The organism is Novosphingobium sp. TCA1, assembly GCF_009811895.1.
In the GTDB taxonomy this organism is placed as follows: domain Bacteria; phylum Pseudomonadota; class Alphaproteobacteria; order Sphingomonadales; family Sphingomonadaceae; genus Novosphingobium; species Novosphingobium panipatense_A.
The window spans coordinates 210,725-223,056 of record NZ_BLJH01000005.1 but is presented as its reverse complement, the minus strand read 5'-3'; the positions used below and the strand labels follow the sequence as shown (position 1 = coordinate 223,056).

The window sequence follows — 12,332 nt, the reverse complement described above, 5'->3', positions numbered from 1 at the left end:
GATGTCGGTCAGGGGAAGGGCTGGCTAGTGAAAAACATGTAATTTCAGATATATTGTGGGATCAGGTCTGCCGTTTTTCCGGTGCTGCGACGCAGTAGCGCGGCTCTGCCGAAAGGGCAGAGGGTCCCGGCCAGCGGTCCCGGATCAAGTCCGGGACGACGGGTTATCAATCCCGCAGGGCGTCGATTTCGCGCGCAAGGTCCTTTTCGCGGCGATCGTCGGTGGCGATGCGTTCGAGAACGGCGATGCGCTTGCGCAGGTTCTCGACTTCGTTTTCCAGTTCGTGCTCGCGTTCGCTATGGCCGTCGAGGCGGAAACCCGGTTTCTCGCCACGCAGCTTCTGCGCGCGCAGCCAGGTGATCGAGGCGATCGCGAAGATTACGACTACGGCGGTCCAGAAACTCATTGCGTCACCTCATGCCCGATCCCGTTGCGGGCGTCTCGCAGGCCTTCGATCTGGCGGGCGACATCGTAGCCCTGATCGGTGACGATGCGCTCCACGCTGGCGAGGCGGTCCTTGATCGCGCCGATCTCGGCGCGCAGCTGGGCGTTTTCCTGGGTCAGCAGTTGCACGCGGGCCTGTGCCTCGTTGTTGTCCTTGGGATAGATAGCCTTGCCCCACGAACTTTCCAGCGGGTAGCCGTGGCGCATGCGCAGCCAGTTGTTGAAGACCCAGCCGCCGATCCCCAACGCCGTGGCGACGACGAACACCGGCGAGAGCATTTCGAGCGTTGCGTAATCCATCCGGGTCAGTCCCCTGTTCCGTTCGCGTGGGTCGGTGCAAGGCCGCTCACTGGCGGGTTTCCTTCGCCGCTTCGCTGGCCTCCACTTCGCGGGTGTCGCGCAGGGCTTCGATCTGCAGCGCGGTGTTGTAGCCGCCGTCGGTGATGATCCGTTCCAGCACCCGCACGCGCTCTTCGAGTTCGCGGGAGTGCGAGGCATATTGCGCGGCCTTCTCGGCAGTCGCCTGAACCTGGAGTTCGGCCATCTTGCGCTGATGCCGCGTCCAGATCGCGAAGCCGCCGATGATGAACGGGGCCAGCGGAATGAGGAGGGCGAGGTTTTCCATCGAGCTATTGTCCCTGTTACCCGTTGCCTGCGTTTTGACTGCCGCGCTTAGCGCAGACTGTCGATTTCGGCGGCGAGGCGCGAATTGCTGCTGGTGTAGTGCGCTTCCATTTCGGCGACGCGGCGGTCGATGTCCGAGAGTTCGCTGCGCAGGCGGCCCGAACGGTTGGGCGTGGAACGCACGAGGCCATAGCCCTGGCGATTCCTGCGGCGTTCCATACGGCGCAGCAGGCGCTCTTCCTCGGCTTCGCTGTAGAGGCTCATTGGCCGCTTGTCCGCCATCAGGGCGACCGCGATGTAGATCGGGATCGTCACGAAGGAGACGAAGAAGGTGAGCAGCACCGCCGCGATGCGCACCCAGAGCGTATCGACCCCGGTGTAGTCGGCAATGCCGGAGCAGACACCCGCGAGCTTGGCGTTCGACTTGTCGAGATAGAATTGTCCGCGTGACACTGGTTTTTCCCTTTCCCTTGGACCGCGCCGACTGGCGCCGGGGTCCCTTTGACTGGTCGGGTCCTGAAGACCCGCATTCCCGGTCATGGCCCTTCGCGGGCGGCATGCACCTGCCGGGATGCCAGGTGCGCCGCTGTTATTCCGAACCGTTCTTGCCCGCGTTCATGGCGCGCTTCATTTCGGCAAGTTCGGCATCGATCGTGTCGCCGTCCTGGAGCGCGGCGATTTCCTCGGCGAGCGTCGGCTGGCGACTGTCGCCCAGGCTCATCGCCTCGGCGCGGCCTTCGGCATAGTCGACGCGCCGTTCGAGCTGGTCGAAGCGTACCAGAGCCTCGTCCACGCGCTCGCTCGACAGCAGGGTGCGCAGCTTGACCCGATTCTCGGCGCTCTGCAAGCGGGCGGCGATCGAGGACTGGCGGCTGCGGGCCTCGCGCAGGCGGTTCTGGAGCTTCTCGATGTCCTCCTCGTAAGCGCGCAGGGCATCGTCGAGCACGGCGATCTCGCTACGAAGCTGCTCGGCCATGTCACCGGCCTTCTTCTTTTCGAGCAGGGCGGCGCGGGCCAGGTCCTCGCGGTCCTTGCTGAGCGCGAGCTGGGCCTTGTCGCCCCAGTCGGCCTGAAGCTGGTCCAGCTTGCCGACGTGACGGCGCAGTTCCTTCTGGTCGGCAATGGTCCGCGCGCTGCTGGTGCGCACTTCGACAAGGGTTTCCTCCATCTCCAGGATGATGAGGCGGATCATCTTCCCGGGATCTTCCGCCTTGTCCAACATGTCGTTGAAGTTGGCGGCGATGATGTCGCGCGTGCGGGAGAAGATACCCATCCTGGCATTTCCTTTTATCGAGGTGGGATTGAACTTGCGGGCCTGCGTGAAGCGGGGTTCCTGAGTGAAGGAGCCGCTATTGCCAGCCTGAAACGGGTCGGCCTGAAACGGGTCGGCCTGGAACGAATGGGCGCGTCCGGGCTGGAAGGCCTGGGCGTCCTGCGCCGATCCTTGCAGGATTTCGATTTCCGCGTCGAGCCTGCTCACTGGAGCGGCGCTCCGCAGACCGGCGCGGCGTGGGCCGGGGGTGCGATCCGGTCGCTCATGGCGACGAGGTTGAGCGTGCCCATCGCCAGCACCGCGGCGATGATCGCCCAGTCAAGCTTGCTGCGTGCGCGGGACGCGCCGGGCTGCTTGCTCTGATGGCGGGCTGCGAAGCTGGCGTTCTGAAAGGACATCGTGGTGTTCCTCTGTCGGATCTCGTGAATTTGCCCATGTCATCGCAAGGGGCGTGCCAAATTTCGAAAGTCGCGGATTTCCGCGAATTCAGCAGTTTGACGCGGAGGGCTTAAAAAGATGAATTGCCAATTAATGGGAAAATTCGCTAATATTTGGGAATGGAGCGTGATGTTCAGTTCATCGGTCAATCGACCGCCTTCCTCGATGCCGTGGAGCGCGCCAGCCGGGCGGCCTCGGTGCGGCGCCCGGTGCTGGTCATCGGCGAGCGCGGGACGGGCAAGGAACTGATCGCCCAGCGCCTTCACCATCTCTCCCCGCGCTGGGGGGAGCCGCTCATCACCATGAACTGCGCGGCGCTCCCCGAAACCCTGATCGAGGCGGAACTGTTCGGGCATGAGGCGGGCGCCTTCACCGGGGCGGTGCGGGCGCGGGCCGGGCGGTTCGAGGAAGCGGATCGGGGGACGCTTTTTCTCGATGAACTCGGCACGCTGTCGATGGCGGCGCAGGAACGCTTGCTGCGCGCGATCGAATATGGCGAGATCGCCCGGATCGGGGCCTCGCGCCCGGTGCAGGTCGATGTGCGCGTGGTGGCGGCGACCAATGCGGACTTGCCGCTCATGGCCGATGAAGGCCGCTTCCGCGCCGACTTGCTCGACCGACTGAGCTTCGAGGTCATCAACCTGCCGCCGCTGCGCGCGCGGGAAGGCGACGTCTACGAACTGGCGGACTACTACGGGCGGCGCATGGCGACCGAACTGGAGTGGGATACCTGGCCCGGCTTCACGGGCGAAGCCATGGCCGTTCTGGAAGCGCATGACTGGCCGGGCAACGTCCGCGAACTGCGCAACGTGGTGGAGCGCGCGGTCTATCGCTGGGCCAACGAACATGCCCCGATTGCCGAGATCGTCTTCGATCCTTTCGAGAATCCCTGGCGGCAGGACGGACCTGCGGATGCTCGATCGGAGGTTCCGCCGCGGCCAGATGGTGTTCGCGCGGATCCGATGCCCCAGCAGTCGAAGCCGGTCCCGCTGCCTGAAGCGGGTGCAGGGCTGCGGGCTTCGGTCGAGGCTTATGAGCGGGGCCTGCTGGTCGATGCGCTTGACCGGCACCGCTGGAACCAGCGCCGGGCCGCCGCCGCGATCGGGCTTTCCTATGACCAGTTGCGGCACTGCATGAAGAAACACCGGCTTTCGGAAGGGCATAAACCTTCTGTGCCCTAGTCGACGCAACCGAGTCTTGGTAAACCACAAGCATTAAAGGGCTGGTCAGGAAATTCCTCTTTCGGTTATCCTTCAATTTTCCCTAGTGAGTTTTGCCGTTATAGGGCACGGAAGGCGCGAATGAGGGCCGATGTGCAAGAGATAGCCGACATTTCCGAGGCAACAGGGTTGTTGGAAAACTTGACGCCCAAGCAGGTCGAAGTGCTCGACCTGCTGCTGATGCACCGCACCACCAAGGAAATCGCCCGTGAACTCGGCATTGCGCCGAACACGGTGGACCAGCGCATCAATGCCGTGCGCGACAAGTGGGGCACGCTCAATCGCAAGGATACCGCGCGCCTTTACGGGCAGCTTCTGGAGCTATGTGGCAAACCCACATATGGCTTTTCCCGTATCGACGCAGGGTCGCAAGAGGGGGAAGAGGTCGATCAGGACCTGACGGTGGATCCCGTCTTCGTTCTTTCCGATGCACGGCCCATGGCACGGCACCCGGAATGGTTCGATACCCGGATTGCCGAGCCGTCGGGCCTGGAGGCATTCGATGCGAAGTTCGGAAGGGCAGGGCGCGTAGGGGCGGTTTTTCTTCTGGCGTTGACCATGGCGGTAACCCTCGCGGCTACCCTGGCGATCGCCGAGACACTTGGAAAACTCCTCTAGAGCAGCCGGTCCTTTGGATTTTTCGGAAATGCCTTCGATGTCTGATTTTTTCGGTGCCGGCCCAGGGCCGCGCCGGTGAATGACCTGGAGGGCGACAACATGACTCCCGATATCGTCGGAATGCGGATCACCCGGAGCATCCAGTCGGTAGAGAACGACATGGACGAGCTTCTGGCCAAGGCCAGCGAACTCATGGCGGAAATCGCGCGCGGCCGACTCGCGATCGTCGACGAGGCCCATAGCACCCAGCGCCCGATGGCGCGCGTGGCGGCCATGCAGCGCAGCCTGATCGAGGCGCGTTCCGAGCTCGTGCGGGCGCATAGCGATCTCTCGAAGCTGGCCGAAACCATGGATATTCCGGTTCGCTGCCCCGACAAGGCCGAGCTGTTCGACGCGGATGCGGGCGAGCAGCGGCTCGTCGAGGCTGCCTGAAGGAGCAGGCGGGCTTGGGTGCGCTGGAACAGACGGCTTTCTTCCTGCTGCTGATCGTCGCGGTATCGCTGGCGTTCTGGCAGGGCGGCGCACCCGAACGCTGGGGCGCGGCGATCATCCTGGCGATGGTCCTGCTGCAAGTCGGCGGAGAAAGCCTGTTCCCCAGCGGTTTCACCAGTGTCGATCCGCTTTCGCTGATGACCGATGTGGTGGGGACGGTCGGCTTCGGCTTCCTTGCCCTCCAGGCGCGAAGGATATGGCCTCTATGGGCAACCTCGTTGCAGCTCTTGAGCCTGAGCGCGCATTTCGCCCGCTGGGCGGATATCGACATTCCGCCGATCGTCTACGCGGTGATGCGGGGCACGCCCACGTTCCTGGCGCTTATGGCGATCGTTGTCGGCACGATACTGCACGTCTCGCGCAAGCGGCGGCTTGGCAACGATCCCTCATGGCAGGACTGGTCCCGGGTTGCAGTCGCATCCGGCCGCTCTCCCGCCGCCTTCTAGAGACGCTGGTCACCCACCTCGGGTGCCTGCGATGTGAAGTGATGCTGGAACTGCCCTTCGATGCGGAGGGGCGACTGGCCGGGCAGGTGACTTGCACCACCGGCGGCGTCGCCGCGATCCGCGCCGGATACGCGCCGCTCCTGCAACGTGCGCTGAAGCAGAAGGCCGCAGGCCTGATGCTCGTGCACAACCACCCTTCCGGCGATCCGCTGCCCAGCCGGGCGGACGTGATCGCCACGCGCCGACTGTCCGCCTTGTGCGAGGCGGCGCGAATCGAGCTCCTTGACCACATCGTGGTCGGAGGACGCAGCGCGGTCTCCATGCGACGGGCCGGGCTGATGAGTCGCGCTGCGGCGTGACTTTATAACTTACCGGCGGGCGGCCCTCCCCCCGCTGGACGCAGGCCGGGCGAGCCCCCCCCCACCCGAACACTCGCCCGGCCTGCATTTTTTTATCCGGGCTAACGCCCGGAAGCGGCACCAGCCCACGCCCCCACCCGACCTCCCATCCAGGATACACCGTTGTGGGAGGTCGGGTGGGGGCGTGGGCTGGTGCCGCAAGCTCGTCACGGATGTGACGAGCGCACCTAACTAAAGACTCACCCGCTTTCGCCTAACCGCCGGGTTCAGCCAAAACCTCTCTCTTGCAATTTACCGGCGATGCGCTTATCTGCGCCTCATCCCGACATTGGTGAAACAAGGTTCGGGCTGGCGCCGGAAGGGGCCGGCGCGAAACTGCGTTGCCAAATTGCTCGATTTTTACCGGAGATACGGCTTGGCCGACATTGCGCGCATTACCGAAGTCATCGAACCCGAGGTCAAGGCTCTTGGATTCGATCTGGTGCGCGTGCGAATCTTCGGCAAGAGCGAAGTCGGCGACGATGAGATCGCGCTTCAGATCATGGCCGAGAATCCGGCGACGGGCCAGCTCGTGCTCGATGACTGCGTGAAGCTCTCGCACCGCATTTCCGACCGCATGGACGCTCTGGAAGAAGCCGGTGAAACGCTGGTCGAGGAGGCCTATCGCCTCGAAGTCAGCTCGCCAGGCATCGACCGTCCGCTGACCCGTCCGAAGGACTATGCTAACTGGGCCGGGCACGAGGTCAAGGTGAACCTGACCGAGCCGGTCGACGGCAACCGCAAGGGACTGACCGGTGATCTTGTCGGCATCGACGGCGATCAGGTCACGGTCGACGACAAGAAGTCCGGCCGGGTCACGTTCCCGCTGGACATCATTCATTCCGCAAGGCTGGTCCTCACGGACAAGCTGATCGCCGCAACCCGCCCGCTCGATGACAGCGGGGCCGACGAGATTGTCGAGGAACAGGAAGACTAAGCCATGGCCAGTGCGATTTCCGCCAACCGCGCCGAGCTGCTCGCGATCGCGAACTCCGTCGCTTCGGAGAAGATGATCGACAAGTCGATCGTCATCGAGGCGATGGAAGAAGCGATCCAGAAGTCGGCCCGCAACCGCTACGGTGCGGAAAACGACATTCGCGCCAAGCTCGATCCGCGTACCGGCGACTTGCGCCTGTGGCGCGTCGTCGAAGTGGTCGAGCATGTCGAGGACTACTTCAAGCAGGTCGATCTCAAGCAGGCCGAAAAGCTCCAGAAGGGCGCCCAGCTCGGCGACTTCATCGTCGATCCACTGCCCCCGGTGGACCTCGGCCGCATCGACGCGCAGTCGGCCAAGCAGGTGATCTTCCAGAAGGTCCGCGATGCCGAGCGCGACCGTCAGTACGAAGAATTCAAGGACCGCGCCGGTGAAGTGATCACCGGTGTGATCAAGTCGGTCGAATTCGGCCACGTGATCGTCAATCTCGGCCGTGCCGAGGGCGTGATCCGCCGAGACCAGCAGATCCCGCGCGAAGCCGCCCGCGTCGGCGAGCGCGTCCGCGCGCTGGTCCTGCGCGTCGAGCGCCAGAACCGCGGTCCGCAGATCTTCCTTTCGCGCGCCCACCCGGACTTCATGAAGAAGCTCTTCGCGCAGGAAGTTCCCGAAATCTACGACGGCGTGATCGAGATCAAGGCCGCCGCCCGCGATCCGGGCTCGCGCGCCAAGATCGGCGTGATCAGCCACGATCACTCGATCGACCCGGTCGGCGCCTGCGTCGGCATGAAGGGCAGCCGCGTTCAGGCCGTCGTGCAGGAACTGCAGGGCGAGAAGATCGACATCATCCCCTGGAGCGAAGACACCGCGACCTTCGTGGTCAACGCGCTCCAGCCCGCGACCGTCAGCCGCGTCGTCATCGACGAGGAAGAAAGCCGCATCGAAGTCGTCGTGCCGGACGACCAGCTGTCGCTGGCCATCGGCCGCCGCGGCCAGAACGTGCGCCTTGCCTCGCAGCTGACCGCCTCGCAGATCGACATCATGACCGAGGCCGAGGCTTCGGAGAAGCGCCAGAAGGAATTCACCGAGCGCTCGAAGATGTTCGAGGAAGAGCTGGACGTCGACGAGACCCTCTCGCAGCTGCTGGTGGCCGAAGGCTTCAGCGAGCTTGAGGAAGTCGCCTATATCGACGCGACCGAACTGGCCGCGATCGAAGGCTTCGACGAGGAGCTCGCCGAGGAACTCCAGAGCCGCGCCCAGGAAGCGCTCGATCGCCGCGAGGAAGCGAGCCGCGAGGAACGCCGTGCGCTCGGCGTCGAGGACGGCCTGGCCGAACTGCCGCACCTGACCGAAGCCATGCTGGTGGTGCTCGGCAAGGCGGGCATCAAGACGCTCGACGATCTGGCCGACCTCGCCACCGACGAGCTGATCGCCAAGAAGCGCTCCGAGCAGCGTCGCCGCGACGGTTCGGTGAACAAGCGCGCCCGCGACGAGGACAAGGGCGGTGTGCTCGGCGAGTACGGCCTGAACGAAGAACAGGGTAACGAGATCATCATGGCTGCCCGCGCCCACTGGTTCGAAGACGAACCGGCAACCGAGGAGGCCGCCGATGCGGAATCCTCGCAATGATCGCGTAAGCGCCGACATCGAAGGCACCGGGCCGGAAAGGAAATGCATCCTTTCCGGGGAGACCGGTGCGCGTGAAGACTACATCCGTCTGGCGATCTCGCCGGACGGATTGGTCCTTCCCGACATTCACGCGCGTGCTCCCGGGCGCGGCGCGTGGATCGGTGTTTCTCGCGAGACACTTGAAAAATCGCTCGAGAAGGGCAAACTTAAGGGATCACTGGCGCGCGCCTACAAAGGGGCCGCGCTCACGATCCCCGAAGACCTCGCCGAACGGATCGAACAGGCGCTTATCCGCGCATTGACCGACCGGCTGGGCCTCGAACTGAAATCGGGCAAGCTTCTCATGGGTTCCGACCGGATCGCGCAGAACGCGCGGGAAGGCCGGGTCACATGGCTTGCCCATGCCGCCGATGCGAGCGAAGACGGCTCGCGCAAGCTCGACCAGGCCTGGAGAGTCGGGAGCGAGGCGGAAGGAAGCGGTCTGAAGGGCATACGCTTGCCTCTGGACCGGGAGACGCTGTCTGTGGCATTGGGCCGCGACAACGTCGTTCACCTGGCGCTGAATGATCGCGGCTCGGCAAACCGAGTCGCTGCACAGTTGCAGCGCCTTTTGCATTTCCAGGGGCAACCCCGTGCCGAGACGGACGGGGACGGTATGGATGGTGGCACCGGACCGGCGCATCGCGCTGCGCCGGTGGCGACGAATTGAGATCGAAGGGCACGACGAGAGATATGAGCGAGACCGACAACAAACCGACACTGGGCCGCAAGCCTTTGGGGCTTAAGCGTTCCGTGGAAGCCGGTGAGGTCAAGCAGACCTTCAGCCACGGCCGCACCAATAAGGTGGTGGTCGAGGTGAAGCGCCGCAAGGTGCTCGGCAAGCCGGGCTCGGAAGGCGCTGTCGAGGCCCCGGAAGCCGCCCCGCAGGCCGCCGCGCCGCAGGCGGCACCCCAGCCCGCGCAGCAGCCCGCAGCACAGCGCGCCGCGCCGCCGCCAGCCCCTGCGCGTCGTCCGATCCCTTCGAACGAGACGCCGCAGGAGCGAGTCGCCCGTCTTCAGCGCGAGGCCGAGGAAGCCCGACTCGCCGCGCTCGAAGAAGCGAATCGCCGCGAGCATGAGGAAAAGGTGCGCGCTCTCGAGGAAGAGAAGCGCCGCGCCGAGGAAAATCGCGCCCAGGAAAGCAAGCGTGCCGAAGAGGAAGCCGCCAAGGCCCGTGAGGCCGAGGTTCAGGCTACCCAGGAAGCGGAGGCTCCGGCCGCTGCTCCCGCTCAGGAAGCGCCGGCTACGGCACCTGTCGCAGAGGCACCTGCGGCCGATACCGGCGCGCAGGCCGCTGCTCCGGCAGAGGCTCCGGTCGCAACCCCGGGCGCGCCAGTCGCCAAGGCGCCCGAAGCGGCCAAGCCTGCTCCGGTTGCCGCTCCGGCACCTGCGCCGCGCCGCTTCACGCCGGTTGCGCGTCCTCAGCCCGCGCGCAAGCCCGAGGCTGCCGCTGCCGGTGGCAATGCGGGAACGTCCAACACCGGCGGTTCCGCCGCGCCCAAGGCTCCGGCCGCTGCCAAGAAGGGCGCGCCGCCGCCGCGCAGCACGCCCGAGCGTGACCGCAAGGGCGGCGACCGTCGCCAGTCGGGCAAGCTCACGGTCAACCGTGCGCTCAACGACGACGAGGGCGCACGTGCCCGTTCGCTCGCCGCGCTCAAGCGTGCTCGCGAGAAGGAACGCCGCGCGCACTTCGGCGGCCAGACCCAGCAGCGCGAGAAGCAGGTTCGCGACGTGATCGTCCCCGAGGCGATCACCGTCCAGGAACTGGCGAACCGCATGGCCGAAAAGGGCGCCGACCTGGTGAAGGCGATGTTCAAGATGGGCATGATGGTCACCGTCAACCAGACGATCGACCAGGATACCGCCGAACTGCTCGTCACCGAATTCGGCCACAACATCCAGCGCGTTTCGGAAAGCGACGTCGACATCGATACCTCGACCGACGTCGATGCACCCGAAACCCTGAAGCCGCGTCCCCCGGTCGTCGCCATCATGGGCCACGTCGACCACGGCAAGACCTCGCTGCTCGATGCCCTGCGCGGCACCGACGTGGTGCGGGGCGAAGCCGGCGGCATCACGCAGCACATGGGCGCCTATCAGATCAAGACCAAGGGCGGCGATCTCGTCACCTTCCTTGATACGCCGGGCCACGCCGCCTTCACGCAGATGCGTATGCGCGGTGCCAACGTGACCGACATCGTGATCCTGGTGGTCGCCGCCGACGACGGCATCATGCCGCAGACGATCGAGGCCATCAATCACACCAAGGCCGCAGGCGTCCCCATGATCGTGGCCATCAACAAGATGGACAAGCACGAGGCCAACCCGCAGAAGGTGCGCGAGCGCCTGCTGGAGCACGAAGTCATCGTCGAAGCCATGTCGGGCGACGTCCAGGACGTGGAAGTCTCGGCCAAGACCGGCGCCGGTCTCGACGAGCTGATCGAGAAGATCCTGCTCCAGGCCGAACTGATGGAACTGAAGGCCAACCCCGACCGCGAGGCCGAGGCGACCGTGATCGAAGCCAAGCTCGACAAGGGCAAGGGCCCGCTGGCGACCGTGCTGGTTAACCGCGGCACCCTGAAGGTCGGCGACATCCTCGTCGTCGGCACCGAGAGCGGCCGCGTGCGCGCCATGCTCGACGACAAGGGCCGCCAGGTGAAGGCGGCTCCGCCCTCGATGCCGGTGGAAGTCCTCGGTATCGGCGGCGTGCCGATGGCCGGTGATCTGCTGACCGTGGTGGAAAGCGAACAGCGCGCCCGCGAAGTGTCGTCCTACCGTCAGGAACAGGCGACCGCCAAGCGTACGGCAACGGCACCCGCCAGCCTCGACACGATGTTCTCGGCGCTCGCCGCCAAGCAGAACGTCATCGAGTACCCGGTGGTGGTCAAGGCGGACGTGCAGGGTTCGGTGGAAGCGATCAACTCGGCGCTCCACGCCCTCTCGAACGACGAGATCAAGGTCCGCATCCTGCACTCGGGCGTCGGTGCCATCACCGAAACCGACGTGGCCCTGGCTTCGGCCTCGGGTGCGCCGATCGTGGGCTTCAACGTCCGCCCGAACGCCAAGGCGCGCGAGCAGATCGAGAAGACCAAGACGCCGATGATGTATTACGACGTCATCTACGAGCTGACCGCAGAGGTCGCGAAGCAGATGGCTGGCATCTGGGGCCCCGAGCGGATCGAAACCGTCGTCGGCCGCGCCGAAGTCAAGCAGGTCTTCCCGGCCGGCAAGCGCGACAAGGCGGCAGGTCTGCTGGTGATCGAAGGCTACATCCGCAAGGGTCTCAGCGCACGTCTCACCCGCAACGACGTCATCGTTTCGGCCACGACCATCTCGTCGCTGCGCCGGTTCAAGGACGACGTGGACGAAGTGCGCGCGGGTCTGGAATGCGGCGTGGTGCTGGCCGACACGAACGACATCAAGGCGGGCGACCACCTCGAAGTCTTCGAAGTCAGCCACCGCGAGCGTACCGTCGGCTAAGGCTGCCGCTCCAACACGAACGAAGGGCCATCGCCGGAGCAATCCGGCGGTGGCCTTCTTCGTTTGGTCAGATGTCACGAATTTAACCAGAATTCCGTGTGATCGCGCGTCTATGGCTTTCCCGTCGCAACGGCGACGGAAACGACGGTGATGTCATGTGAGCACGGAAATCGTGGTAATGCTGGTTCTCGGCGCTGCGACCTTTCTGGTCGCGCTTCTGCAACTGGTCGTGAAGCTCATCGAGCTGAACCGCCGGTAAGGCGCCGATAGTCGGTAAGGAGGCTGGCGCTGCAACGTCAG

General features: G+C 64.9%; 16 protein-coding genes. 10 read left to right on the top strand and 6 right to left on the bottom strand.

Annotated features, from left to right (window positions below; genetic code table 11):
• Positions 1 to 166: 166 nt before the first annotated feature.
• The 6 genes from NTCA1_RS08870 to NTCA1_RS08845 all read right to left on the bottom strand — a co-directional run bounded on the left by NTCA1_RS08870 (position 167) and on the right by NTCA1_RS08845 (position 2,739).
• Complete coding sequence (locus NTCA1_RS08870; RefSeq protein WP_086490226.1) at positions 167 to 406, bottom strand: hypothetical protein; 240 nt, start codon at positions 404 to 406, stop codon at positions 167 to 169.
• Positions 403 to 744, bottom strand: coding sequence for a DUF5320 domain-containing protein (locus NTCA1_RS08865; protein ID WP_133084317.1), 342 nt, complete (start codon positions 742 to 744; stop codon positions 403 to 405). The genes NTCA1_RS08870 and NTCA1_RS08865 overlap by 4 nt, the downstream gene beginning before the upstream one ends.
• A gap of 46 nt (positions 745 to 790) precedes the next feature.
• The gene (locus tag NTCA1_RS08860) at positions 791 to 1,069 is read right to left on the bottom strand and encodes a hypothetical protein (RefSeq protein WP_086490225.1); all 279 of its coding nucleotides are present in this window, start codon (positions 1,067 to 1,069) and stop codon (positions 791 to 793) included.
• A 47-nt stretch (positions 1,070 to 1,116) separates the two neighbouring features.
• Positions 1,117 to 1,521: a PspC domain-containing protein gene (locus NTCA1_RS08855; protein WP_159830069.1), complete on the bottom strand. Its 405-nt coding sequence runs from the start codon at positions 1,519 to 1,521 to the stop codon at positions 1,117 to 1,119.
• 136 nt (positions 1,522 to 1,657) lie between these two features.
• Positions 1,658 to 2,548, bottom strand: a complete 891-nt coding sequence (gene pspA / locus NTCA1_RS08850) for a phage shock protein PspA (RefSeq protein WP_236549190.1) — start codon at positions 2,546 to 2,548, stop codon at positions 1,658 to 1,660.
• Positions 2,545 to 2,739: a hypothetical protein gene (locus NTCA1_RS08845; protein WP_086490223.1), complete on the bottom strand. Its 195-nt coding sequence runs from the start codon at positions 2,737 to 2,739 to the stop codon at positions 2,545 to 2,547. The genes pspA and NTCA1_RS08845 overlap by 4 nt, the downstream gene beginning before the upstream one ends.
• Positions 2,740 to 2,898: 159 nt before the next feature.
• On the opposite strand from NTCA1_RS08845, the gene pspF reads away from it, so the two are divergent.
• From pspF to NTCA1_RS29120, 10 genes are all read left to right on the top strand, one after another.
• Complete coding sequence (gene pspF / locus NTCA1_RS08840) at positions 2,899 to 3,960, top strand: phage shock protein operon transcriptional activator (protein WP_159830068.1); 1,062 nt, start codon at positions 2,899 to 2,901, stop codon at positions 3,958 to 3,960.
• Positions 3,961 to 4,131: 171 nt separating this feature from the next.
• The gene (locus NTCA1_RS08835; RefSeq protein ID WP_236549189.1) at positions 4,132 to 4,617 is read left to right on the top strand and encodes a helix-turn-helix transcriptional regulator; all 486 of its coding nucleotides are present in this window, start codon (positions 4,132 to 4,134) and stop codon (positions 4,615 to 4,617) included.
• 99 nt (positions 4,618 to 4,716) lie between these two features.
• On the top strand, positions 4,717 to 5,049 hold the full coding sequence (locus NTCA1_RS08830) for a hypothetical protein (protein ID WP_236549188.1): 333 nt from the start codon (positions 4,717 to 4,719) through the stop codon (positions 5,047 to 5,049).
• Positions 5,050 to 5,063: 14 nt separating this feature from the next.
• Positions 5,064 to 5,555, top strand: coding sequence for a hypothetical protein (locus NTCA1_RS08825; protein ID WP_086490220.1), 492 nt, complete (start codon positions 5,064 to 5,066; stop codon positions 5,553 to 5,555).
• The gene (locus NTCA1_RS08820) at positions 5,498 to 5,914 is read left to right on the top strand and encodes a JAB domain-containing protein (RefSeq protein WP_133084318.1); all 417 of its coding nucleotides are present in this window, start codon (positions 5,498 to 5,500) and stop codon (positions 5,912 to 5,914) included. Before NTCA1_RS08825 ends, NTCA1_RS08820 begins: the two co-directional genes overlap by 58 nt.
• Before the next feature lie 415 nt (positions 5,915 to 6,329).
• Positions 6,330 to 6,890, top strand: coding sequence for a ribosome maturation protein RimP (gene rimP, locus NTCA1_RS08815; protein ID WP_159830067.1), 561 nt, complete (start codon positions 6,330 to 6,332; stop codon positions 6,888 to 6,890).
• Between the two features lie 3 nt (positions 6,891 to 6,893).
• The gene (nusA, locus tag NTCA1_RS08810) at positions 6,894 to 8,513 is read left to right on the top strand and encodes a transcription termination factor NusA (RefSeq protein WP_086490217.1); all 1,620 of its coding nucleotides are present in this window, start codon (positions 6,894 to 6,896) and stop codon (positions 8,511 to 8,513) included.
• Positions 8,494 to 9,222: a DUF448 domain-containing protein gene (locus tag NTCA1_RS08805; RefSeq protein ID WP_159830066.1), complete on the top strand. Its 729-nt coding sequence runs from the start codon at positions 8,494 to 8,496 to the stop codon at positions 9,220 to 9,222. The genes nusA and NTCA1_RS08805 overlap by 20 nt, the downstream gene beginning before the upstream one ends.
• A gap of 23 nt (positions 9,223 to 9,245) precedes the next feature.
• Complete coding sequence (gene infB, locus NTCA1_RS08800; protein WP_159830065.1) at positions 9,246 to 12,032, top strand: translation initiation factor IF-2; 2,787 nt, start codon at positions 9,246 to 9,248, stop codon at positions 12,030 to 12,032.
• A 157-nt stretch (positions 12,033 to 12,189) separates the two neighbouring features.
• Positions 12,190 to 12,291: a putative holin-like toxin gene (locus NTCA1_RS29120; RefSeq protein WP_346426700.1), complete on the top strand. Its 102-nt coding sequence runs from the start codon at positions 12,190 to 12,192 to the stop codon at positions 12,289 to 12,291.
• The last annotated feature ends 41 nt before the right edge of the window (positions 12,292 to 12,332 follow it).